Consider the following 24,618-nt stretch of genomic DNA (forward strand, 5'->3'; position numbering starts at 1 on the left):
GCGCCATTTGAGGCGACATAACAAGGAGTGAGACGATGAAGACATTAAGCCGGTCCAAAGGCCGCTTGGCTCTGACTACCATCGCTGGCTTATTGGCGGCCGGATTTTCCGGCGGTGCTTCGGCCATTACTGAATTCGAATTTGGCGACGGCTGGCAGGGGGCTTGGTCGACCACAGTAAGTCTTGGTACCAGTATTCGGGCTCAGGACCGCAATCGAAAGCTCTATGGGCCCGCCAATGGTCATCTCATCGGCCTAAGGGGCGGCTTGGGTGCGAACAATAACGACGAGGGCAACCTCAACTACGAAAAAGGCGATGCCTTTTCCACGCTGCTCAAAGTCATCAGCGAGGTCGAGTTCAAGAAGGGAGATATGGGCGGTCTCATCCGTGCGAAGGCTTGGTACGACTACACCCAAAGCGAACAGGACGTGCACTGGGGCAACCAGCCCAACGGATACAACGGCTACGACCTTGGGAGCGACAGGTTGACTAGAAAGCGCCCGCTATCGGACAAGGGGTACGATGACCTGCTTCGATTCGAGGGAATCGAGTTGCTGGACGCATTCGTCTACGACACTTTCGATGTTGGCGGCAATCCGCTTCAAGTTCGGCTGGGCAAGCAAGGGTTGAACTGGGGCGAAAGCATGTTCATCGCTGGCGTAAATCAGATCAACCCCATCGACATTCCCGCAGCTCGTCGTCCCGGTGCTCAAGTAAAAGAGGTGTTGATGCCGGTCTGGATGGCGTCGGCGAACCAAAGTCTGGGTGAGGCTGGCAGCGTGGAAGCTTTCTACCAGTTCAAATGGGCAGCCTCTCCTGTCGACGGATCGTGCGGCAATTACTGGTCCACGGCAAACGCCATCATTTCGACGCATCCGGGTAACTGCTTCAACATCACCGCGTTGGACTCGGCGAATGTGTCGACCCCCCAGGCGTTGGCCAGCAATACTTTTGCACGCCAGATCAAGGGTGACGATGCAAAGGATACGGGGCAGTTCGGTGTGGCATACCGGCTCCGATCGAATCCCCTGGATACCGAGTTCGGCTTGTACGCGATGAAGATCCATGCGCGCCTTCCGACCTTCACGCTTAAATTCGGCGACTTCGGCACCCCGTCGCCGGTTGCGGGCCTGTATGAATACAAGGAAGACATCAAGGTCTATGGCGCGAGCGCGTCGACGACTCTCGGTGGCGTGTCGGTCAGCGCCGAACTGAGCACAACGCGCGATTACCCGCTCCAGTTGGATGGAACTGACATGTTCTTCGGCGCGTTTGGCGCCGGCCCACTGGCGGGCCGGGCCGCCGCAGCGGCGGCCTCTTCGAACCGAACCTTCCATGGGTACGATCTGATCAACAAGAACCAGTTCCAGATGAACTTCATGCAGGCCGGCAACCGGGTGCTGGGTGCGGACCAGTACGCACTGCTGGGCGAGATCGCCTACCAGTGGAACGATAAGGATAAGGACACCCGCTACGGGCGGCCGTCGATCTTCGGCATAGGTCCTCATTCCTCGCTCGGCGGCAATACCTGCGCCACGCTGAACCGGCATCCCGACGGCTGTTCGTCGAACGACGGCTACGTCACGCGGGATTCCTGGGGTTACCGATTGTACGGGCAGCTCGAATATACCAACGTCCGCAACAGCGGCGTGACCGTGACGCCCAGCGTCTTTTGGGCGCATGACGTCGATGGATACGCCGCGGACGGGGCATTCATCGAAGATCGCACGACGCTCGGACTCGGGGTCAAGTTCAGCTACGCAAAGAAATACGTCCTCGATCTCGGCTACACCCGATATGGCGACGAAGCGAAGTTCGACCCGCTTCGGGATCGTGACTACTACTCGGCGAACTTCAGCGTAACCTTCTAAAGAGGACGAAGACATGAAAATCACTCGATGCATTCGCGCAATCGCCTGCGCAGTCGCCCTGCTGGGTGGGGCGACCACGGCTTGGTCCGCGGTCACTCAGGCCGAGGCCGACCGCCTCGGCAAGGACCTCACGCCCACCGGGGCGGAAAAGGCCGGCAACAAGGACGGGACGATTCCGGCGTGGGACGGCGGCCTGACGAAGGCGCCCGCCGGGTGGAAACCGGAACAGGGCTACGTCGATCCATTCGCATCCGAGCAGCCGCTGTTCACAATAACCGCTGAGAACGTCGAGCAGCATAAGGACAAATTGTCACCCGGCATGGTGGCCATGCTGAAGAAGTATCCCCAGACGTTCAGGATGCCAGTCTATAAAAGCCATCGCACGTTTGCCGCTCCGCAGCACGTGTATGACCAAACCAAGAAACTGGCGGTCCAGACAAGTCTCGACGGCCTGACCATCAATAACTTCAACATGGGTGGGTATCCCTTCCCAATCCCGAAAACCGGCACCGAAGTCATGTACAACCACCAGACGCGGTGGTACGGCGGCTACAATCATTGCGGAGACTGGCTACCGACGCGCTTCAACGGCGAGTTCTACCGGGTCGGGTTCTGCGAGGAGGTGTATCAACCCACCAACATGGATAGGGGTAATGGGCCGAACGACCTGTTCTTCTATTTCGCCTGGTACGACGCGCCTTCGACGCTGGCTGGCACCGTATACTTGGTCCACGACTCGATCGACAAGACCAAGGGCGATCGCGCCGCGTGGATCTACAACGCCGGCCAGCGGCGCGTGCGTCGCGCGCCCAACGTCGCCTACGACAACATCGACGACGGCACCGAGGGCATGCGTACCACCGACGACCACTGGGGCTTCAATGGTCCGATGGATCGTTATGACTGGAAGCTTGTCGGCAAGAAGGAAATGTATGTTCCTTACAACGCCTACAAGCTGGGTGATTCGAAGCTCAAGTACCAGGACATGGTCGACAAGGGGCATCTCAAGTCGGATTTGATGCGCTATGAGCTTCACCGTGTATGGGTGGTCGAGGCGACGCTCAAGGAAGGCATGTCGCACGTGTTGCCGAAGCGGGTGTTCTACCTCGACGAGGACAGCTGGATGGTGACGCTCGCCGACGGCTACGACAGCCGCGGCAACTTATGGCGAGTGTATTCCGAGCCGATGATCCAGCTCTATGACGTACCGCTCATGATACAGCGCGCCTACATGGTTCACGACCTGCAAAACGGCAACTACATCGTGTCGAACGTCGACAACGAAAGGCCGCAGCCTGCCATGACCTTCAACAAGACGGGCAAGTTCGCCGACTTCCAAGTGGATGCGATCCGTCGTAAAGGGACGAGGTAGCGCCGGGGGGACGGCCAGGCTGCAGTCCATCGGCCGCCGGGGCAGGCGCGGATCTGCCCCCGGAAACGTGAGACGAGGAGACGGTTCATGAGAAGCGCGTTGGCGTGCGGCCTGCTGTGGGCGGTGTCGCAATTTGCGTCGGTTGGCACGTTCGCGGCCGAGGCTGCGGTGGCGAAGCCTGCGATCAAGGCGTCGAGAGTCGCGTTGTTCGACCTCGCCGCGGTTGGCAAGAGACTGGTAGCAGTGGGTGAGCGGGGCGTCGTGATGCAGTCCGACGACGAGGGAAGGACCTGGCACGGCGACCGCACCCCAACTTCGCGCGCGCTCTCCGCGGTGGCATTTCAGGACGACAAGGTCGGCATCGCCGTCGGTCACGGCGGCGTTCTCCTGCGGACCGAAGACGGCGGCAAGTCTTGGCGCGTGGTGGAAGTCAGCGACGCGGGCAGGGACTCGTTTCTCGGCGTGACCCTGCTGCGCGACGGTACTTTCATCGCGTACGGCGCGTTTGGGCTCTATGTTGAATCGACCGACCAGGGCAAGAGTTGGGTGCGCAAGAAGGTCGTCGACGACGAGTTCGACCGTCACATCTCGGAAGTCATTGAGGTCGGCGAACGACTCCTGCTGGTGGCCGAGTCCGGCATGATCGCCGTGTCGCCGGACAAGGGCGCGACCTGGCGAAAAATTCAATCGCCCTACGAGGGCTCGTTCTTCGGTGTGCTCAAGCTCAAGGACGGGGCATTGCTGACCTACGGCATGCGCGGGAACGCCTACCGATCGGTGGACGGCGGCGAGACCTGGACGAAGGTCGAGATCGGCACGACGAGCGCATTGAATGGAGGTTCGGTCGGCGCCGACGGCCGGGTGGTGCTGGTTGGCAACAATGGATTGATAGCAACGAGTGACGACAACGCGCAGAGTTTTGATCTCTGGAGAGCGCCCGAAGGCTTGCCCTTATCTCGGGCTTTGATCGGAAGCGACGGCGCGCTCATCTACGTCGGGGTCATGGCGGCAGGGCGGATCGAAACGGCGTCGCCGAAGCGTCAATCAGCGGGGAACATCGGATCATGAGCAAGCGTATTGACGAGCGTCGCATCGAGAAATCTTCGTCGGCCGCCGCCGAGGGCGGTCTGGTGCATGGCGAATTCCGCTCCGAGGAGTTCGCCGACAACCTCATCGGCCGAATCGGTTACTGGATCTTCCACTGGCGTACGCCGCTGCTGATCCTCGGTATCCTGATCACCCTGGTGCTCGGCTTTTTTGCGACTCAGCTGCGCGTGACCGCGGGATTCACCAAAATGATTCCGCTCAATCACGAGTACATGCGTACCTTTATCGACTATCAGAGCGTTTTCGGTGGCGCGGACAAGGTGCTCATCGGCATCAAGGTGAAGAAGGGTGACATCTTCCAGCCGCAAGTAATGGAGACCGTGCGCGGCATAACCGAAGAGGCGTTCTACCTCAAGGGCGTCGACCGCAGCTCGCTGACGTCCCTTTTCACGCCGAACGTGCGCTACAACGAAGTCGTCGAGGAGGGATTCCAGAGCGGCAATCTGGTCCCCGCTGACTTTGCTGGCCGGCCCGACCAGATGGAAAAGGTGAAGCAGAACATTCTCAAATCCGATTGGGTCGGGCGCATCGTTGCCAGCGACATGACCGCCACCATGGTGGTGGCCACACTGAGCGACAGGGACCACGAGACCGGTCAACGTGTGGATCTGCGGGAAGTCGGCCGCCAACTCGAGCAGATCCGCGCCAAGTACGAGGGCGACGCGGTCTCGGTCCACCTCATCGGCTTTGCCAAGTCGTCCGCGGACATCGCCGAAGGCGCAGCGAGCGTGCTCGGCTTCTTCGCCGTCGCGTTCGCGATCACGGCTGTTCTCCTCTACTGGTACTCCGGCTCCCTCATGTTGACCGCATGGGCGCTGGTCGCCGCGGGCATTCCCGTTGTGTGGCTGCTCGGACTGCTACCCCTGCTCGGGCTGGGCCTCGATCCGATGTCGATCCTGGTGCCGTTTCTGATTTTCGCAATCGGCGTTTCGCATGCGGTACAGATGACCAATGCGTGGAAGCTTGAGACGCTGGCCGGCGCCGATGGAGTCACGGCCTCGCGCAATTGCTTCCTCAAGCTGTTCATCCCCGGTGCGACGGCCTTGCTTGCTAACGCCCTGGGTTTCATGGTTATCGCCATGGTCGATATTGAGATCGTGCGAGAGCTCGCGGTCACGGCGACGATCGGCGTCACCGTAATGATCATGACGAACAAGGTCCTGCTGCCGATCCTGTTGTCGTATATGAAGTTTTCAGCGGTAACGGCGCAGAAGCTGGATGGCAAGGAAACTGCCGGTGACTCGCTGTGGGTGCGCATCGCTCCGCTCGCCACGAAGCGCGGTGCCGTCCTGCCGATCGTCTTGTCGCTCAGCCTGATGGCCTTCGGGTTCTGGCACGTGCGCGATCTCAAGATCGGTGACATGGGCAAGGGGGTGCCGGAACTGCGCGCCGATTCACGTTACAACCAGGACGTGGAGGTGGTCACGAGCAACTTTGCGATCGGCGTCGACTTGCTTCAGGTGATCGCCGAGGCTAAGGGAGACGATTCGCCCTGCGTTGAGCGCGCGGTGCAAGACAAGCTGGAGGATTTCGAATTCACCATGCGCCAGGTCGACGGCGTGGCGGCTGTACGCGGACTTGCGGGCTACATCAACGCAGTGACCCAGGATTTCGCCGAAGGCTGGGTCAAGTGGCGCATGATGCCCGAGGAAAAGGCGCAGATCGCCCAGGGCATCGGCTTCGCGACCCGCCTCGGGAACGAGTACCGCAATTCTGCCTGCACCGCGATGCCGATCTCGATCTACACGACAGATCACCAGGCGACCACCATCTCCCACGTGGTGGACCAGATCAAGGCCTTCAAGGCGGAGAACGACAGCGACACGCTGCAGTTCCGCCTCGCATCCGGTAACGTCGGCGTCATGGCGGCGACCAATGAAGTCGTCGAGACTTCGGACAAGTGGGTTAATTTCACCCTGTTCGCGTCCGTGGCCTTGCTGTGCCTCGCGACGTTCCGCTCGATGCGGGTGACGCTGTGCATTATTCTGCCGCTCGCTCTGGTGACGCTGTTGTGCAACGCGATCATGGCGATGCTGGGGATCGGCGTGAAAGTGAATACGCTGCCCGTCATCGCGCTCGGCGTCGGCGTCGGCGTCGATTACGGCATCTACCTGTTCGAACGGATCAAGCACGAGATGCATGAACGCAATCTGACGCTGCAGGAGGCGTTTATCGAGGCGCTGAAGCAGCGAGGAACGGCTTCCCTCTTCACCGCAGTGACGATGACGGTGTCAGTGGCGACCTGGGCCTTCTCGACGCTCAAGTTCCAGGCGGACATGGGGATCCTGCTGGCGTTCATGTTCCTGGTGAATGTATTCGGCGCGCTGCTGCTGATGCCGGCGCTCGCCGCGTACATCGTCGGCGATCGGCTGCGGCCGGGCACCGAGCGGACCAGGGCACCCGAGGGCGAGCACGGTCATGCGACGCCGTTCGAACTGCGGCGCGAACATGAGGCGCAGGCTCGCACGATCGCCGAGGCGGCTACGGTCGCAACGGCGAAGTGACAGCCCGCCGGCCCCCTGTCATGGGGGCCGGCTGCGGTTTGCGGCGACACTCATGCGGCGTTGGGAAGAGACATCGAAGATCGCCGTCGCCGATCTGGATTCTCTCGCCGGCCTACATCGGCCACTTCGCCATCAGTGCGCGCTGCCATTGAGCCCGCATCGTGTCCAGGCCCGAAGGCGCATCCCGTTCGAATGCTCAACAATCCTGAGGTAGCCGAATGCACTCCAGCCAGTTGAAACCCCTGCCCCCTGGCCAATTCGAGGTCACGAGCTTCGACCGCTTCGGGCTCGGGCGCTTCGCGAACCGCTTCCCTGAAAGGGCCGACGTCGTCGAGTTGAGGCTCGCCGGGGACGTCGCACGGCCGGTGACAGTGGCACAGGAACTCGCCGCGTTGCCGCGCGTCGAGCAGGTCTCCGATTTCCACTGCGTCACGTCGTGGTCATGTCGCTCGGTGAGGTGGAGCGGGGTGCGCTTCGCCGACTTCTACGAGCAGGTCGTCGTGCCGATGGCGGCTCCGCTCGACGGCGCCGAATTCGTCGTGTTCCGTGGCCAGGACGGGTATTGCAGCAGCCTGCCGCTCACCGATCTGCTCGCGTCGGACGTGCTGCTCGCCGACAAGGTCGAGGGCCGCGGCCTCGGGATCGAGCACGGCGCGCCGCTGCGGCTCGTCGCGCCGGCGCACTACGGCTACAAGAACGTCAAGCACATCGGGGGGATCGAATTCTGGCGCGATCGCGGTGCCTACCGCTTCCCGCGCCCCTATCCGAGTCTTATGGATCATCCGCGGGCCAGGGTCGCCTTTGAGGAGCGCGCGGTCGGCATCCCGGGATGGCTAATACGCTTCATCTATCGCGCCATGATCGCGTCGGCCAAGCGGAAGAGCCGCAAGGGCCTGCAGGCCTACCGCGCGAAAAATAGGGCCCGTTGCGAAGTCGGTAGTTTGGACGGCACGTAGTGACATTCCTCCGGTACAGCCAACTAAAAGTACGGGCTTTCCCTGCTGCATCTGTCGCCTAAGTTTCCGGGGAGGTACATGCGAAGCGTGCGGCCGCGAGCCGGGCGACGCACAGGAAATCCGACAACTTTCGCAAGAACCTCGATTGTTTGCATAGGAGAGTTCGTGATGGGCATTGAGGAAACTATGTGCAATTTGAAAGGCAAGGTTGCCATCGTTACCGGTGGCGCCAAGGGGATGGGCGCGGCCCATAGTCGGCTTATCGCCCAGCGCGGGGCTGCGGTCATCATCGCCGATGTGGATCCGGTGGGCGAAAAACTCGCCGACGAGTTGAACTCGGCTGGTGCCGATGCGCGCTATGTCCATCTCGACGTGACCAAGGAGGAGCAATGGCTTGCCGTCGTCGACGGCGCAGTGAGGTCCCACGGCAAGGTGGACATCCTGGTCAATAACGCCGGCGTCGTGGTGTTGAAGCCCATCCATGAGTGCACCGCCGAGGAATTCGACTTCGTGTTCAATGTGAATATCAAGGGCGTCTTCCTCGGCTGCAAAGCGATTCTGCCGGCCATGAAGGCTGCTGGCGGCGGGTCGATCATCAACATTTCCTCGGCCAGCGGCCTGAAAGCCGTGATGCAGGACTTGGCCCTCTACACGGCATCCAAGGGAGCGGTGCGCCTGTTCTCCAAAGCCCTGGCGCTGGAGTACACCGCCTACGGCATCCGCGTGAACTCGGTATTCCCCGGCCTCATCGAGACCTCCCTCAATGCCGAGTTTCTCGCCGATCCAGCCCTGCGCAAGACCATGCTGGGCAACACCATGATTGATCGCCCGGGGCGCTGCGACGAAGTGGCGGAAGTGGTGGCTTTCCTCGCCTCCCAAGGCGCTTCGTATATGACGGGAGCCGAAGTCGCCGTGGATGGCGGCTGGACGGCCAACTGAGTGAAGGCAGTGGGTCGTGTGCGGGCCAAGGTCCGTTGCTGAAGCGGCCCGCGGCGAAAAACGCGGGCTTCAGGTGGGCATCGACGCATCCGGAATCAGCGCCATTTGGCGCGCACGGTGCGCTGCGAGTGTTCGACCGGACACTCCGAGCTTGCCATACACGTTCTTCAGGTGCCATTTCACCGTCTCTGGCGTGATCACAAGCGTCGTCGCGATCTGCTTGTTCGACAATCCCCTGTTGACCAGTTCGAGGATATCCTGCTCGCGCCGGCTGAGGGCGTCCTCCGCGGCGAGCGTCGGCACCGAGGGGGCCGGCGCGGGGACCTCCTGGCGCAGTCCGAGTGCCTGCGAAAGTCGGCTGCGGTAGTCGGACTCCGGGACCGAATCCGGTAGCGACGTCAGGACCTCGTAGACCAGCGCGGTGGGCAGGTTCTCATCGGCAATGCAGCGGATCAGGCTTGCCGATTCGCACGCGGCCATCGCCGACGACAGCGCCGAGCGTGCGGCCTCACGATCGCCCCCGCCGTGTCGTGCCACGGCGAGCAGCACTTGCAGTCGTATGTCGCGCAGCGCCCGATCTACCGCATTCGGTGCGTCGATCATCTGCTGCAGCACCTCCGCCGCCTCGTCGAAGGACTTGTCCTGTAGTAGCAGGCGGACGCGCGACAGCAGCACGTGAGTCGATAGCTTCGGATCGTTTAGCGATTGCTCGAATCCCAGGGCGACAAGCTCGAAGCGTCGCATCGCACGTTCCGCGTCGACCGAGCGATTTTGCAGCAGCCACAGCCGCACCCGCTCGGCCGTGCAGGCGGCGAGCAGACGCAGCCATCCACGGTTGTCCGCGACGATCTCGGCCTGGTCGAGCAGGCGATGCGCGGCGTCGAACTGACCACGGGCGGCCGCCACCTTGACGAGCGATAGATACGCGGACTGCACCGAATCGAGATAACAGGCGTCGTCGATCACATCGAGCCGATGTGCGAGGAGCTCCTCGACGACTTCGAACTCGCCCCATTCGTAATGTATTCTGGCGAGCAGCGCGGCGAGCAGCGATGCGGCAGCGGAGCGGCGCCCCGCGTACTCCTCGCAGACCTGCATCGCTTCGCGGAGCCGTGCGGCGGCAGCGTCGAGATGCCCCTCGCTGATGTCGCACGCCGCGAGCACGCAGGCGCGGTAACCCATCGTGAAGAGGTTGCGGGTGGCGTCGCTACGCGGCCGATAGAGGTGGCTCATCGCACGGGCCGTCTCCAAATCGCCGGCCTTCTCGTGGCAATGCACTAGCGAGTTCAGTACGGACTCGTGCACCCAAGTGTTGTCTTCGGCCTCTCTTCGATTTCTCGACAAGTGCTCGTAGCACAGCGCGCCGACCTTCAGGGCTTGCCCAATATCGTCCTTGATGCTGTGGATCGAGAAGCGTATCGCCCGAAGCTCGAAGCGCCTCGCGTCGCTATCGGGCCACGCACCGTCGCCGAGCTGGCGCTCAAGCTCCTGGACGATCGCGAGCGATTCATCGACGCGGACCGTCAGAAGCAGCGCCCATGCGAGCGCAAGCCGCAGGCGCGGACGGCGTGCAACCGCGTCGGGCGGCAGACGATTGACCGACGCGAGGAAGCCGCGCACGCGGCTGTCGCGGACTTCCTGCATCGCGCAATGCTCGACCCACTCGGCCGCGAGCTCGATGTGGTTCGCAGCCAGCGCGTGCTTGACCGCTTCGGCCCAGCACTCGTTTTCCGCGAACCATTCTGCGGCGCGAAGATGCAGCGTGGGCAATTCGTCCGGATATTGACGTTCGAGCCGGGCGCGCAGGAAGTCGGCGAACAGACCGTGATAGCGATACCAAAGGCCGTCGTCGTCTAGGGCCTGCACGAACATGTTCTGTGCGGCCAGCCACTCGAGCGTCTGCTGACACTCCGTCTGGTCGGTGACGCGTTCGCACAGCGGCCCGGTGAGCCGCTCGAGAATCGACGTACGGAACAGAAAAGAGACTGTTTCCGGGTCGATGCGGCCTAGGATGCTCTCGGCGATATAGTCGCCGAGCACTCGCGACTGGCCCCCGATGCTAGCGAGAAAGCCTTGCGGGCTGCTGCGCCGCGGCAACGCGAGGGCAGCGATCTGCAGTCCCGCGACCCATCCTTCGGTCGCATCGTGGATCGCGCGCGTCTCGCTCGCCGACAGCTTCAGCGTCGACGCGCCGGCGAAGAAAGCACGTGTCTCCTCGATGCCGAACCGCATCAAGGATGCACCGACCTCGACGAGTTGGTCGCATGCGCGCAGGCGCGGCAGCGGCAGCGGCGGCTCCGTCCGCGTCGCGATGACGAGGTGGAAATTGTTCGGAAGATGCTGCAGCAGGAAGGCGACAATGTCGTGGACCGTCGGGTCGTGGATCTTGTCGTAATCGTCGAGAATAAGCGTGACCTCACGGCCGATCGCCTGCAGGTTGTTGATCAGCGACGTGATGACCACCTTCGCCGACACGATCTTGCCGACGTTTCCGAACTCGGCGCTGTCCGCGACGAGCTCACCCAAGGCGTCGGCGACCGTGGTTGTCACATACTCGGCGAAGCGGTTGACGTCGTTGTCATCGTCGTCGAGCGTGAGCCAGGCGACGATCTGGCTTTCGCCGAGCAGGCTTTCCCGCCACGCCGTGAGCAGCGTCGTTTTGCCGAAACCCGCGGGGGCGATGACCAGCGTGAGCGCGCGCGCGGCGCCGCGCGCGAGCGACTCGCGAGCCAAGTCGCGGCGCACGATTTTGCGGGAAATTCTCGGTGGACTGAGCTTGGTCCGGATGAAGAGCGGCGCATGCGCCGGCTGGAATCCTTGCGCCATGTAATTCGGGTCTCCTCCGAACGAGTCGCTATCGCGTGCGACTCTTGTAGTACGTCACCGATCTCGGTCGGGGCCTCTTCCGGCGGTGATCGCGGCTGTTGCACACGGGTCGTCATCGACCTCTATGGTCACAGTACGGCAAGTGCTCGCGGAAATCAAGTATTGAACCATACGTTTTGATCATCCTATGGCATCGCTCATGGAGCCCCCCCAATGGCTGCTCCCCGCCCCCCAAAACGAGGGTTTCGGCATCCGGAAGCCGTCCAGTAGTCTCCAACCCGGGTGTTCGATTCCCCGAATTTAGCCATGCTTCCCGAACAAATCAGGAGACGTATGATGAGCATCGAAGACAACAAGAAGTTGGTCGCGGCGTTCTGGGAGGCGGTCTCGAAGCTGGACTTCGACACCGCCCTACCGATGACGGCGGATGAGGGCTTCACGTGGTGGCTAGCCGGCGACCCCGAGAAGTTCCCGATGGCAGGGCTGATGAGCAAGGAGCAGTTTCTGGAACTCTTCAAGGAAATCCTGAAGATCGCGCCGGAAGGGATCCAGGTGAAACCGATCGCATGGACGGCCGAAGGTGATCGCGTCGCGCTGGAAGCTGAGTCGTCCGCGAAGACGCTCTCGGGCAAGGTGTATCACAACAAGTACCACTTCCTGCATGTCGTCCGGGATGGAAAGATCCAGTCCGTGCGCGAATATCTCGACACGATGCATACCAACGACGTGTTCTGCTCGTGATACCAATTGGAAGGGGCGCGAGATCGACGCAGCGTCCTTCCGGCTCATTTCCGAGGTTCGAAAATGACAAGTCATATCGCACAGCCCGTCGCGCTACCCTGCGGTGCCGTTCTTCCGAATCGGCTGGCAAAAGCGGCGATGACCGAGGGGTTGGCCGACGCGATGAATCGGGCCACCGAACGGCACGAGACGTTGTATCGCCGCTGGGCCGAGGGGGGTGCAGGGTTGCTGATCACCGGCAATGTCCAGGTCGACCGCTTGCATCTCGAACGACCCGGCAACATCGCGATCGATGGCAACGGCGGACTCGATGCGTTATGCCGGTTGGCGAAGGCGGGGACGTCCGCCGGCAACCACTTGTGGATGCAGATCAACCATCCGGGCCGGCAGACGCCGTCCTCGGTGAATCCGCGTCCGCTGGCACCCTCGGCGATCGCGCTGGCGGCGCAGGAAGCGGGGTGCGGGGAGCCGCAGGCGATGACCGAGGCGCAGGTCGAGGACGTCATCGCGCGTTTCGTTCATGCTGCCAGCGTCGCGCAGAACTGCGGCTTCACCGGCGTGCAGATCCACGCGGCGCACGGCTACCTGCTGTCGCAGTTCCTCAGTCCGCTCTCGAACGATCGACGGGACTCGTGGGGAGGTTCGCTCGAGAACCGCGCGCGGATATTGATGGAGATAGTCCGTGGCGTCCGCCAGGCGGTCGGTGCGGATTTCCCGATCTCGGTGAAGCTTAATTCCGCCGATTTCCAGAAGGGCGGATTCAGCGACGAGGAGTCGATGCAGGTCGTGCGCTGGCTCGGCGACGAGGGGATCGACTTGCTTGAGATTTCGGGCGGCAATTACGAGCAGATGTGCATGATCGGGCGTACAGACGACCAGATGGATCGCGCGAAACCGCTGGCCGAGAGCACGCGGCGTCGCGAGGCCTATTTTCTTGACTACGCGGCGCGCGTGCGTCCGCTGGCGTCGATGCCGCTGATGATCACCGGCGGGTTCCGATCGCGGGATGCGATGGAGGAAGGCCTGCGTGCGGGCGAACTCGACGTCGTCGGCCTCGCGCGGCCGCTGTGCGTCGACGCGGACATCTGCCGCAAGCTGCTGACCGGCGCCCGCGATCGCGCGCCGTCGCCCGAAGACGAGCTGTCGATCGACCGGGCCGCGCTCGGCCCCGAAGTCGATGACAAGACGCTGCGCACGACCGAATCGTGGGCGCAGGTCGCATGGTCTTGCATGCAGTTGCTGCGCATGGGCAACGGCGAGGATCCCGATCTGCGGATGTCGTTGCTCGAGGCGCTGGTCGGCTATGACGCCAATGAAAAGGCGGCACTGGCAGCGCTCTGCCGCTCGTGACCGGCTCGCAGGCGGATCTGACGAAAAACCGTCAGTCGGCTTCATAGACGAGGAGATAATATGAAGACGTACGTTCTTAAAGGAAATGGGCTCGAGGGCCTGACGCTGGGCGAGACCGGGCGGCCGGCATCGCCCGGCTACGGCCAAGTGCTCGTGAGAATGCGCGCCGCTTCGCTGAATTTCCGTGATCTGCTCGTGCTCGACGGGGCCTACGGGGCGCGCAAGCCTGACCTCGTGCCGCTGTCGGACGGCGCGGGCGAAGTGGAGGCCGTGGGCGACGGCGTCTCCCGGGTGCGACCCGGTGACCGCGTTGCGCTGACCTTTCACCTCGACTGGGTCGCCGGCGCATTCGGCCCGGGGCTGAATCCGGTCGGGCGGGGCGGGGGCGCCGCGGACGGCGTGCTCGCCGAATACGTCTGCGTATCGCAGGACGAAGTCGTGCGGCTGCCCGACCACCTATCGTTCGAGCAGGGGGCGACGCTGCCGTGCGCGGCCCTGAGCGCGTGGACGTCGCTGTGGGCGGCTGCACCCCTGCTGCCCGGGGACACGGTGCTGGTGCAGGGCAGCGGCGGCGTGTCGGTGTTCGCGCTGCAGCTCGCCAAGCTCGCCGGGGCGCGAGTCATCGCGACCTCGTCGGGCCCCGATAAGCTCGCGCGGCTGCAAGCGCTCGGCGCCGACGAGCTGATCGACTATCGTCGTATGCCAGAATGGCACACGCAGGTACTGGAACTGACTGACGGTGTCGGTGTGGATGTCGTCGTCGAAGTCGGCGGGGCGGGTACGTTCGAGAAGTCGGTCGCGGCGACGCGCGTCGGCGGCCGGATCAGCGTGGTCGGCCTGCTCGACGGCATGCCGCAGCTCGGTCCGGATTTCTTCTTGCGCATGCAGTCGATCCATCCGATCCGCGTAGGCAGTCGCGAGCATTTCGAGAATATGAACCGCGCTATCGTCCGGCATCGCCTTGAGCCGGTCATCGACCGCGTGTTCGGCTTCGGTGAGGCGGCCGAGGCGTTCCGCCATTTCGAAGGCCGACGGCACTTCGGAAAAGTCGTCGTCCGCGTCGACTGACTCGCCCGCCCGTCACCTTCCGTCGGTCCTGGCGCGAGTGTCGCAGCTTGCGCCGATCGCTTTGTCAACTTCGAGTCGATGCAGGAGGCGATGGCGTCGGCCGAGGGGCAGAATGCGAGCCTGCGATTGCAGGCCGACGAGCTGGAGTTCTGCCATACGCCTCGGATGAGCACCTTCCTGACGGAAGAGCACGTCATTTTCGATTACACGGCCGAGGATGATCCGGTCGGGCCGCGGGCGTGTCCCACGCGCCCACTGCAGTCGCCTATCCCGCGAGAAATTCCTTGGTCGCCTTGGCGGCGTGACATCTCCTTGCAGCCCGGCGTAGCTCGCGGTCGAGACGACCGCACCCTCCTATGCGGCTCCTCCTCGTACTCGCTCCGAAGGACGCGGGTTTGCGGGGCGATCTCTCACGCCGATCGCCCCTGGCGGCTCTAGATCGCCGTCGCGACTTTCGACGCTTCGGCGATGGCCTGTACCGCGGAGCGGACTTTCACGGCGTCGCCGATGACATGAACCTCGGGGACCAGATCGCGGATCGCATCGACGAGGGCGTCGTTCGGTATCAACCCCCAGGCCGTCACGATGCTGTCGAAACCGGTCAGCTGTCCGGGAGTGCCGTCCCGCATATAGGTGATCCGGTCCTCGGCGAGCTCGGTCACTGCAGCGCCGGTGATCGTGACAACGCCCTTGTGCTTGAGCCGCTCGATCAGGAAATGGCGGTTGTTGTACGCGAGGTCCTTCGCGAGGACCGGATTGCGGCCGAGCACGGTGACCTGGTGGCCGTACTCGCTCAGAAAATCCGCTGTCTCGGCGCCGATCATGCCGCCGCCGATGACCACGACGCGCGGCCCCGGCTTCGCGCGCCCTTCGAGGACGTCCTGCGCGGCGATCGTCTTCAGCGTGTCGGCGCCGGGAACCTGCGATGCGCGCGGCGTGCTGCCGGTGGCGAAAATGACGACTTCCGGTTTCTCGCGGGCGATCAGGTCCGCGTTCACTTCGACGCCGAGGCGGAACTCGACGCCGTGCTTGCGGCACATCGTCACGTAGTATTTAAGCGCCTTGAGCAGATCCTGCTTGCCCGGGGGGATCGCGGCGACGCGGAACTGGCCGCCCAGAACCGACTCCTTGTCGTAGCAGCTCACGTGGTGACCGCGCTTCGCAGCGATCCAGGCCGCCGATAGCCCGCCGGGGCCCGCGCCGACGACCATCACCGATTTCGGCTCGTCGGTCTCGAGGATCCGGCGGTCGCCCTCGTAACCGCAAAACGGATTCACGAGGCACCCGACCTCCATGATCTCCGGGTCCAGCACCTGGCCCATGCAACCCTGGTTGCAGCCGAGGCAGGGCGAGACTTCGTCGAGTGCGTAGCGCGCGACCTTGTTCGGGAAATCCGGGTCGGCGATCGCGGCACGGCCGATCGCGACGAAGTCGGCGGCACCGCTCTGAAGGACGTCCTCGGCGATGAAGGGGTCGGCGATGCGGCCGACGGCGACGACGGGGATCTTGACCGACTTCTTTACCTCCTCGGCCGCCGAGGCGTTGTAGGCCGGCGGCATCGCCCCTCCGGGCCCGCTGATGTACGCGAGGCTCGCGTAGGTGCCGAGCGACACGACGATGCCGTCGATGCCGGCTTCCTCGAGCTGCCGCGCGACCGCGCGCGTCTCTTGGATGCAGCGCCCGCCGTGCACGTGCTCGTCACCGCTGACCTTGATCGTCACGGGGTAGTCGCGACCGTTGGCCTCCTTGATTCGCCTGACGATCTCGGTCGGGAAGCGCATGCGGCCAACGAAATCGCCGCCGAATTCGTCGAAGCGCTTGTTCGCGTCCGGCGACATGAATTGCGCGATGAGATAGCCGTGCGCGCCGTGCAGCTCGACGCCGTCGAAGCCGGCGGCCTTCGCGCGCACCGCCGCGTCGCGGTACTTGTCGATCAGCGCCCAGGTTTCGGCGGCGGTGAGCTCGCGCGGCAGCTCCTGCACCATTGGGCAGGGGACCGGTGACGGCGCAACCGGGCGCTCGCCGATGACAGCCTCGGACGTCTGCCGACCGGCGTGATGCAGTTGCAGGAAGACTTTTGCGCCGTGCGCATGGATCTCGTCGACGAAGGCCTTCCACGAGGGGATCTGGCCGTCGTGCCAGATGCCGGCTTCGTTGCCGACCGCCTTGCCGAGCGGGTCGACGGCAGCCACTTCGACGACGATCAGGCCGAACCCACCTTTCGCGCGAGCGACGTAGTAGTCGGTGAAACGTCGCGACACGGTCCCGTCGGCGTTCGCGTAGTTCGTGCCCATTGCCGGCAGGATCATCTTGTTCTTCAGCGTTAGGCTGGCAAGTCGGCCGGGCGACAGCAGGTTCGGAAAACGGCTTAGTGCTTGCTGGGCGTTCATGGTTCGGGTCCTCGAGAAGGCTCGGCGCCGCGGGGCGTCGGTCATTGACGGCGGCTCGCCGGCGCGGCGAGGTCCGGAAAGTCGGTGGAGCGGGCGAGCGAGTCGGCATCGTAGGGCTTCAGCAAGTCCATACGGCCGGCGCGCACGAGACGCGCCCAGTCGGGATTGGCTAGCATTGCCCGGCCAACGGCGATCAGATCGAAGTCGCCGCGCGTGAACATCTCCATGACTCGGTCGAGGTTCGTCACCGCGGCTTCGCGGGCCTTCTCGTCCTTTTCGAGCCGGCGGATCGTGTAGGGCACGAGCTCCTGGTTGAGGCTGATCGAGCCGACCGTGATCGTCGGCAGGCCAGTGAGTTTCTTCGTCCACCCGGCGAGGTTTAGATCGCTGACGGGGAACTCTGGCTCCCAGAAGCGGCGGGTCGAGCAGTGGAAGCAATCGACACCGGCGTCGGCGAGCGCCTCGAGCATGCCAGCGAGTTCGCGGGGCGTCTCGGCGAGGCGGGCGCCGTAGTCCTGGATTTTCCACTGGGAATAGCGGAAGAAGATCGGGAAGTCCCGGCCGGCACGGTGGCGGCACTCCTTCACAAGCTCGACTGCGAAGCGGGCGCGCGCCTTCAGCGTCGCGCCGCCGTAGCCGTCGGTCCGTCGGTTCGTCACGTGCCACAGGAACTGGTCGATCAGGTAGCCGTGCGCCGCGTGGATTTCCAGACCGTCGAAACCTAGCCGCCTGGCATCTTCCGCGGCTTGTCCGTAGATGCCGATGATCTCATCGATGGCGCGCTGGCTCATCGGCTCGGCGTACTGCTGCGGCGCTTTCATCGGTGTGCCGTCGCTCGGCTGGATGTACAGGCCGGACGGACCCTTCGACGGCAGGTGGTAGAACGGCCAGCTGCTCGGCTTGCGGATCATGCCGACATGCCAAAGCTGCGGGATCATCTTCGCGCCCGCCTCCTGCACTTGGCGGGCGATGTGCTGCCAGTCGGTCAGCGGCCACAGGCTGTGAAAATGCGCCTGGTCCGGCTCTGCCGGGGCGACCGGGTCGCCGACTGCGGCCGCTTCGCCGATCAGCAGTCCGGTGCCTCCCTCGGCGCGCAGCCGGTAATAGCGTGCGAAGCTCGGGCCGAGCACGCCCCCGCGCGCCTTGCCGTGTCCCATCGCGGGCATGACGATGCGGTTTTTCAGTTCGAGGGAGCGGACGCGCAGCGGTTCGAAGAGCGGAGCGAGGTCCGGGGCGATGCGCTCATCGATCCGGACCGAATCGAGAGCTTCGGTCATGGCGTTGCTTTGTCGCGGATGAGGGGAGGGTGGGGCGGGACTCGACGAGTGTGAGTCCCGCTGTGTTCGCGCGGGCCGGCGAGCCGGTGAAACGGCAGGTATCAGGTATCCGCGCGTCGGAACTTGCGGAAATCCGGCTTGCGCTTTTCCATGAAGGCGGTCGCGCCTTCGGTCATTTCATCGCAGCCGGCCATGCGGGTCATCGCGAGCTTCGCGAGCTCGAACGACGGCATCAGCATGTCGAACCAGACGTTCGCGCCGATCTTGCTCATCTCCAGGTAGGCCGGGCTGCGATCGAGCAGCGTCTCGCACCATTCCTGCACTTCGTCGTGAAGCCGTTCGTGCGGCACGACCTTGTTGACCATGCCGAGCGCGAGCGCCTCCTGCGCGGTGTATTGCTTGCACATGTAGACGATCTCGCGCGTCTTCTTCTCGCCGACGGTCAGCGCCAGCAGGTTCGTTCCACCGAAGAACGGCGAGCTGCCGATTTTCGGGCCGACCTGACCGAAGGTTGCGTGCTCAGAGGCGATCGCGAGGTCGGCGCAGATCACGACCTCGTTGCCGCCGCCGATCGCTGCGCCATTGACGGCCGCGATCACCGGTTGGCGGATGCGGCGCATCAGCGTGAGCCCGCGCACCGCGGCATCGAAGAGCTTCCGGCCTTTCTCGGGGCTGAAGTTCGTCAGGTCGGCGAGATAGCCGCCCGCGCAAAAACCCTTGTCGCCCGCACCGGTGACGACGACCACGCCGATTGTCGGGTCCTCGTGGCAGCGCTCGAGTGCGTCGGCGTACTCGGTGATCATCGCGTGATCGAAACTGTTACGACGCTCCGGGTGGTTGAATGTGATCCATGCGACGGCGCCGCGCTTTTCGAAGAGGATGTGCTCGAAGCTCATTGCAGTGTTTCCTATGGAAGTGGGATTGGAGGGGAGTCAGCGTGCGGTGTAGCCGCCGTCGGCGACGAGCTCGGCGCCGGTCATGTAGCTGGCGTCGTCGGAACAGAGGAAGAAGATCGCAGCGGCTAGCTCGTCGGGCCGCGCCATGCGACACATCGGTATTCGGTGGTTCAGGAGCTCGTCTTCGGCCGCCTTCGCGGCGTCTGGCGGCATCGTGTGGATGAACTCTTCGATCAGCGGCGTCGCGACGTAGCCGGGGTGCAGGGAATTGATCCGAATCGCATAGCCTTGGTCGGCGCAGTGGAGTGCGGCCGCCTTCGTGAAGTTGCGCACCGCTCCCTTGCTCGCGCAGTACGCGGCGAGATTCGATTCGGCGACGAGTCCCATGATCGACGAGACATTGACGATCGCGCCCCCGTTGGCTTTCAGCAGTTCGATCGCCGCCCGCGTGCCGAGGAAGACGCTGTCGGAATTGACCGCCATCGTCTTGCGCCAGTCGTCGAACGCGGCGTCTTCTGCCGAGCCGAGCGTGAAGCTGCCGGCGTTGTTGATGACGTGGTCTACACGGCCAAAGCGCGCGACGATCGCCGTGCACACCTCCTTCCATGAGTCCTCGTGCGTGACGTCGTGCCTCGCCGCCGCCGCCGTAAAGCCTTCGGCGACGAGCTTCGCCGCTTCCTGCTCGACGAGCGACGCGTTGATGTCGGTCATGAAGACGTTCGCGCCTTCGCGCACGAAGCGCTTCGCGGCCGCGAGACCGATGCCGCGACCGGCGCCGGTGATCAGCGCGACCTTGCCCAGCAGGCGCCGGGACTGGGTTTCTGGAAGGGTGTTCTGCATCGTTCCTCCGGAATTTCGATGGCGGGGGGCTGAGAGGCGGTCAGCACGCGAGCACGGCGCGCCCGTTGTCGATGACGACGACGTCGCGCTCGATTGCGGTGCTTCGGAAGGACGCGACATTGCCGTCGAGCCAGATATCGGTGCGCAGCGTCTCCCCGGGATACACGGGAGCGCTAAACCGCAGGTTGAAGCTCGTAAGTTGCTCAGCGCGGTAGTCGCAGGTGTGCTTGATGATTTCGAAGATGACCATGCCGAAGGTGCCAAGCCCATGGAAGATCGGCTTTGGGAAGCCCGCCTTCGCCGCGAGATCCGGGTCGGCATGGATCTCGTTGTAGTCGCCGCTCAGGCGGTAGATCAGACCGGCGCGCGGGTCGATCGCGGATTCTGCGCGCAGGTCGGGATTCCTGACCGGGATCGCATGCGGTTTGGGCACGTCCTCCTTCGCGCCACCGAAGCCGCCGTTCCCGCGCAGCACCAGCGTGTGCGTCATCACCGCAAGTGAGTCGCCGGTTGCCTTGTCGAAGAGCTCCCGGTCGATGTAGAGCAGCGCGCCCTTGCCCTCGCCCTTGTCGATGATCTTCGTCACGCGGTTCTGGCCGATCACGGTGCCCGCGGTCGGCATCGGCCGGCGCACCGTCAGCGCCTGCTCGCCGTGCAGCATCCGCACCCAGTCGATGCCGAACTCCGGTGCCTGGTACCAGAATCCGGGGCGGCACAGCACGACAGGCATCGTCGGCAGCGCCTTGAGGCCTTTTTCGTAGGTGAACTGGAGCTCATGCCGGTCCAGCGGGTCGTGGTTGAGGCCGAGCCCCAGCGCATACAGCATCGTGTCGCGCTCGGTGTAGCTCTGCTCAATCGGCTCAAACGGGTAGTTGAGGACTTTTTCGTAATCGAGTGCCATGGACGTTCTTCCCGGGGCGGTTTGAGAGGACGACGAAGTCAGGGGTTGGTGACGGTGCCGCGATCGATGCCGGCGTTCGGTCGTGCCGCGCCGATCATTTCGAGCACGCGCGGACCGAGGCCGACGGGCGTCTCGGCAGCCGGCATCGTCGGGCCGTGCTGCCAGCCTTCGATGACCGAATAGCCGTAGCCCCAGGCTTCGAACACACGACCGGTGACGTCGCGCGACTCGGGGCTCGCGAGCCACGTGACGAGCGGCGCGATCCAGCGCGGGTTGCGGTGGATCAGCTCGTCCTCGGTGTAGTCGCGCACGCCCTCGGTCAGCCGAGTCGTCGCGCGCGGCGCCACCGCGTTCGCGGTGACGCCGTAGCCGGCTCCGGCCATCTCCTTGGCGAGGATCACCGTGAACATCGCGATGCCGGCCTTGGCGGCGCCGTAGTTGCATTGCCCGACGTTGCCGAAGAGGCCCGAATGGGACGTTGTATTGATGACGCGCGCGTCGTTGGATTCGCCGGCCTTCTTGCGCGCGCGCCAGTAGGCGGTGGCGTGGCGCGTGGGCGCAGCCGTGCCCTTCAGGTGCACTTTGATGACGGAGTCCCACTCGTCCTCGTCCATTGCTGCGAGCATCCGGTCGCGCAGGATGCCGGCGTTGTTGATCAGCACGTCGAGCCGGCCGAAGGTGTCGACCGCCTGCTCGACGAGCGCCTTCGCGCCCGCCCAGCTCGACACGTCATTACCATTTGCAATCGCCTCGCCGCCGCGCCGGCGGATCTCCTCGACCACTTGTTGGGCGGGGCTCGCGTCGACGCCCGTGCCCGCAGGGGCGGTGCCAAGGTCGTTGACGACGACCCTCGCGCCTTGGTCAGCTAGCATTAATGCATATTCGCGGCCGACCCCGCGGCCTGCGCCGGTGACGATCGCGACGCGTCCTTCACAAAGTCTGCTCATATCGTTCACACCCAAAGGTCCAAGGAATCGGCGCCGCACACGTTAAGCATGGCTTCGGTTCTTGCGCGCGAGCTCGTCGCGCAGCTGGTAGCCCGCCTGCACGCGGTCCCAGGTGGCCGGTGTGACGCCAGCGACCCGCAGGAGGTTCTTCTGGATCTTCTCGTTCGGCGTGCGCGGGAAGTTGTCCATGAATTCGAGGTACCGCGGCACGGCGAACGCCGGCAGCCGCTGTTCGCACCATTCCAGCAGCGCCTCCGGGCGGACGGATTGTCCGGGGTGCAGCACGATGCAGGCTTTCACTTCGTCCTCGCCGCCCATGGCCTCCTTCACCGCGATGACGGCAACATCGGCGACGGCCGGGTGCTCGCGGATCGGCGCCTCGACCTCGTACGAGGAAATGTTCTCGCCGCGACGGCGCAGCGCGTCCTTGAGGCGATCGACGAAGTAGTACCAGCCGTCGGCATCGCGGCGCATGCCGTCGCCGGTGTGGAACCACAGGTTGCGCCAAGCCTCGGCCGACTTCTCGGGCATGCCGACGTAGCCGGCGTTGATCGTCCAGGGTTGCTTGTGCCGCAGTACGAGCTCGCCGATCTCGCCGACCGGCACTTCCTCGTCGGTCTCCGGATCGACGATGCGCACATCGAACCACTGGTCGAGCAGCAGTCCCGCCGCGCCGCGCGGCCGGTCCGGGGCGAGGGCCGTCGGCGTCATGATCGGGCAGCAGATCTCGGTCTGGCCGAAGCCTTCGACGAAGTGGCGCACGCCGAAGCGCTCGGTGAACTCGTCGAGGATGCCGTACGGCGTCGGCGCAGCGAGGATGCGGCGCAGCCGGTGCGTCTTGTCGCGCGGCGTCGGCGGCTGGGCGAAGACGAACGGCAGCACGACGCCAAGCGAGTTTGTCACCGTCGCGCCGCTCGAATGCAGCCGGTCAACCCATTGTGTTGCGCTGAACCGTTCATACAGGACGCAGCGCGCGCCGGCGATCATCGACGGATACACCGTCAGCAGCTGCGCGTTGGCGTGGAACAGCGGGAAAGCCGTCATGTAGACATCTTCCTGACCGATGTCCAACGCGCGCACGTCAATCTCGGAGAAGAGATAGAGTTGCGCATGTGGCATCGTCACGCCCTTGGATAAGCCGGTCGTCCCCGACGTGAACATGATCGCGCCGATGTCCTGCGGCCGGACGACGACGTCAAGGTTGCCGCTGTCGTCGTCGAAGAGGTCGGCGAAGGCGTGCACCTCGCAGCTACCGACCGCTGGCAGCTGCTCAGGCCGCTTGCCGTCGCGCGACCACACGACGACGCGGTTGACCGCCGGCATCGCGCCGATGCTTGCGCGCACCGCGTCAAGAAGCTCGGCGTCGGCGATGATCGTCTCGGCTTTGCAGAGGTTCACCTGGTGCTCGAGGAAGCTGCCCTTGTACGCGGTGTTGATGGGCGCCTCGATCGCGCCTAGCTTGTTCAGCGCGAACCAGCTGAAGAGGTAATCGAGGCTGTTCGGCATGAAAAGCACGGCGCAGTCGCCGCGGCTGATGCCGAGCCGTTGCAGCCCGCGGGCAAGGCGATTCGCGCGCGCGTTCGCCTCCCGGTACGTGTATTCCGGGCCGTCGTCCTCCCACTTGATGAAGGGGCGGTCGCCGAGCGCCTTCGCCTGGTGCTCGAGCACGCGCGGAAGCGTCCATTGCGACGGCGGAAAAGTGGGTGTGAATTCGGGAAAGGTCTGCGCGGTCATGATTGCTCGCTGCGTAAGATTCGATTCGTCGGTTCGAGGCCGTTCGCGCAAGCGCCGTCAGGCGGCGAAGTAGCCGCCGTCGATCGACAGTTCGATGCCGGTGATCCACCGCGCCGCGTCCGACGCGAGGTAGCGCACGCCGTTGGCGATGTCCTGCGGGCGACCGAAGCCGATCAGGTGGGCGCCGAGGAAAGCCTGCTCGGCCGTGGCTTCGTCGGGCATCAGGCCGAGCCTCACGTAGTCGTTGAGAGTCTTGACGCCCATCTCGGTCTTGATCAGCCCTGGGTGGATCGAATTGACACGGATGCCGTAACCGAGCCGGCCGCATTCGACGGCCGCGGCCTTCGACAGCAGGCGTACGGCGCCTTTCGACGAACAGTACGCGCCGAGCCCGAGCGAGCCCTTCAACCCGGCGCCAGAAGAGATGTTGACGATCGAGCCGCCGCGCCCCGAGGCCCCCCCCGGCTTCATCGCGCGAATCGCGTGCTTGACGCCGAGGAACACGCCGCTGACGTTGATCTTCAGTGTCCGGTCGAACTCCTCGAGCGTGCAGTTCTCGAGCAGCGACGTCGTTTCGATACCGGCGTTGTTGACGACGACATCGATGCCGCCGAAGCGCTCGACCGCGGCGGCGATGGCCGCTTCCCAATCCGCCTCGCGTGTCACGTCAAGATGGACGAACAGCGCGTTCGCGCCGATGCGGTCGGCCATCTGCGCTCCCTCACCGTCGAGCACGTCGGCGATGACAACCTTCGCGCCACCCGCATGTAGCGCTTCAGCGGTCGCCGCGCCGAGTCCGCGCGCGCTGCCGCTGATCAGGGCGACCTTGCCGTCGAGTTGGAATTCGTTCATGTCGTCTCCTCGAGTTTCGAATGGGTCCGTTGTTGGGGCAGGGGATA

The 24,618-nt window shown here is 64.1% G+C and carries 18 protein-coding genes; 9 read left to right on the plus strand and 9 right to left on the minus strand.

Annotated features, from left to right (window positions below; all coding sequences use genetic code 11):
- Window positions 1-35 precede the first annotated feature (35 nt).
- From F464_RS0115110 to F464_RS0115135, 6 genes are all read left to right on the plus strand, one after another.
- The gene (locus F464_RS0115110; RefSeq protein ID WP_026296024.1) at window positions 36-1,871 is read left to right on the plus strand and encodes a DUF1302 domain-containing protein; all 1,836 of its coding nucleotides are present in this window, start codon (window positions 36-38) and stop codon (window positions 1,869-1,871) included.
- 13 nt (window positions 1,872-1,884) lie between these two features.
- Window positions 1,885-3,243 carry a DUF1329 domain-containing protein gene (locus tag F464_RS0115115; protein WP_018990674.1) on the plus strand — a complete coding sequence of 453 codons (1,359 nt, stop codon included), beginning with the start codon at window positions 1,885-1,887 and terminating at the stop codon, window positions 3,241-3,243.
- Between the two features lie 87 nt (window positions 3,244-3,330).
- Window positions 3,331-4,311, plus strand: coding sequence for a WD40/YVTN/BNR-like repeat-containing protein (locus F464_RS28695; protein ID WP_084600508.1), 981 nt, complete (start codon window positions 3,331-3,333; stop codon window positions 4,309-4,311).
- Complete coding sequence (locus F464_RS0115125; protein WP_018990676.1) at window positions 4,308-6,854, plus strand: efflux RND transporter permease subunit; 2,547 nt, start codon at window positions 4,308-4,310, stop codon at window positions 6,852-6,854. Before F464_RS28695 ends, F464_RS0115125 begins: the two co-directional genes overlap by 4 nt.
- 218 nt (window positions 6,855-7,072) lie before the next feature.
- Window positions 7,073-7,810, plus strand: a complete 738-nt coding sequence (locus F464_RS28700) for a molybdopterin-dependent oxidoreductase (RefSeq protein ID WP_018990677.1) — start codon at window positions 7,073-7,075, stop codon at window positions 7,808-7,810.
- 168 nt (window positions 7,811-7,978) lie between these two features.
- Window positions 7,979-8,749, plus strand: a complete 771-nt coding sequence (locus tag F464_RS0115135) for an SDR family NAD(P)-dependent oxidoreductase (protein WP_018990678.1) — start codon at window positions 7,979-7,981, stop codon at window positions 8,747-8,749.
- A 69-nt stretch (window positions 8,750-8,818) separates the two neighbouring features.
- Here F464_RS0115135 and F464_RS0115140 read toward each other — a convergent pair whose 3' ends face one another.
- Window positions 8,819-11,575 carry a LuxR C-terminal-related transcriptional regulator gene (locus tag F464_RS0115140; RefSeq protein ID WP_018990679.1) on the minus strand — a complete coding sequence of 919 codons (2,757 nt, stop codon included), beginning with the start codon at window positions 11,573-11,575 and terminating at the stop codon, window positions 8,819-8,821.
- 336 nt (window positions 11,576-11,911) lie between these two features.
- Between F464_RS0115140 and F464_RS0115145 the strand changes: the two genes are divergently transcribed.
- From F464_RS0115145 to F464_RS0115155, 3 genes are all read left to right on the plus strand, one after another.
- Window positions 11,912-12,316 (plus strand): nuclear transport factor 2 family protein, encoded by a 405-nt coding sequence (locus F464_RS0115145; protein WP_026296026.1) that lies wholly within the window; start codon window positions 11,912-11,914, stop codon window positions 12,314-12,316.
- A 63-nt stretch (window positions 12,317-12,379) separates the two neighbouring features.
- A complete protein-coding gene (locus F464_RS0115150; protein ID WP_026296027.1) occupies window positions 12,380-13,666 on the plus strand; it encodes an NADH:flavin oxidoreductase/NADH oxidase family protein in 1,287 nt (428 codons plus the stop codon).
- A gap of 60 nt (window positions 13,667-13,726) precedes the next feature.
- A complete protein-coding gene (locus F464_RS0115155; RefSeq protein ID WP_018990682.1) occupies window positions 13,727-14,734 on the plus strand; it encodes a zinc-dependent alcohol dehydrogenase family protein in 1,008 nt (335 codons plus the stop codon).
- Between the two features lie 434 nt (window positions 14,735-15,168).
- Here F464_RS0115155 and F464_RS0115165 read toward each other — a convergent pair whose 3' ends face one another.
- The 8 genes from F464_RS0115165 to F464_RS0115200 form a co-directional block, all read right to left on the minus strand.
- Window positions 15,169-17,124 carry an NAD(P)/FAD-dependent oxidoreductase gene (locus F464_RS0115165; RefSeq protein WP_018990684.1) on the minus strand — a complete coding sequence of 652 codons (1,956 nt, stop codon included), beginning with the start codon at window positions 17,122-17,124 and terminating at the stop codon, window positions 15,169-15,171.
- A 41-nt stretch (window positions 17,125-17,165) separates the two neighbouring features.
- Window positions 17,166-18,401 (minus strand): oxidoreductase, encoded by a 1,236-nt coding sequence (locus tag F464_RS28705; RefSeq protein ID WP_018990685.1) that lies wholly within the window; start codon window positions 18,399-18,401, stop codon window positions 17,166-17,168.
- A gap of 101 nt (window positions 18,402-18,502) precedes the next feature.
- On the minus strand, window positions 18,503-19,297 hold the full coding sequence (locus tag F464_RS0115175; RefSeq protein ID WP_018990686.1) for an enoyl-CoA hydratase-related protein: 795 nt from the start codon (window positions 19,295-19,297) through the stop codon (window positions 18,503-18,505).
- A 36-nt stretch (window positions 19,298-19,333) separates the two neighbouring features.
- On the minus strand, window positions 19,334-20,137 hold the full coding sequence (locus tag F464_RS0115180; RefSeq protein WP_018990687.1) for a glucose 1-dehydrogenase: 804 nt from the start codon (window positions 20,135-20,137) through the stop codon (window positions 19,334-19,336).
- Between the two features lie 40 nt (window positions 20,138-20,177).
- Entirely contained in the window at window positions 20,178-21,038 is an 861-nt protein-coding gene (locus F464_RS0115185; protein ID WP_018990688.1) for a MaoC/PaaZ C-terminal domain-containing protein, read from the minus strand.
- Window positions 21,039-21,076: 38 nt separating this feature from the next.
- A complete protein-coding gene (locus F464_RS0115190) occupies window positions 21,077-21,985 on the minus strand; it encodes an SDR family NAD(P)-dependent oxidoreductase (protein ID WP_040395216.1) in 909 nt (302 codons plus the stop codon).
- Between the two features lie 42 nt (window positions 21,986-22,027).
- Window positions 22,028-23,719 (minus strand): AMP-binding protein, encoded by a 1,692-nt coding sequence (locus F464_RS0115195; protein ID WP_018990690.1) that lies wholly within the window; start codon window positions 23,717-23,719, stop codon window positions 22,028-22,030.
- Between the two features lie 57 nt (window positions 23,720-23,776).
- A complete protein-coding gene (locus tag F464_RS0115200; RefSeq protein ID WP_018990691.1) occupies window positions 23,777-24,571 on the minus strand; it encodes a glucose 1-dehydrogenase in 795 nt (264 codons plus the stop codon).
- Window positions 24,572-24,618 lie beyond the last annotated feature (47 nt).

Origin of the sequence: Aromatoleum toluclasticum ATCC 700605, from assembly GCF_000378245.1 — a bacterium.
GTDB lineage: Bacteria > Pseudomonadota > Gammaproteobacteria > Burkholderiales > Rhodocyclaceae > Aromatoleum > Aromatoleum toluclasticum.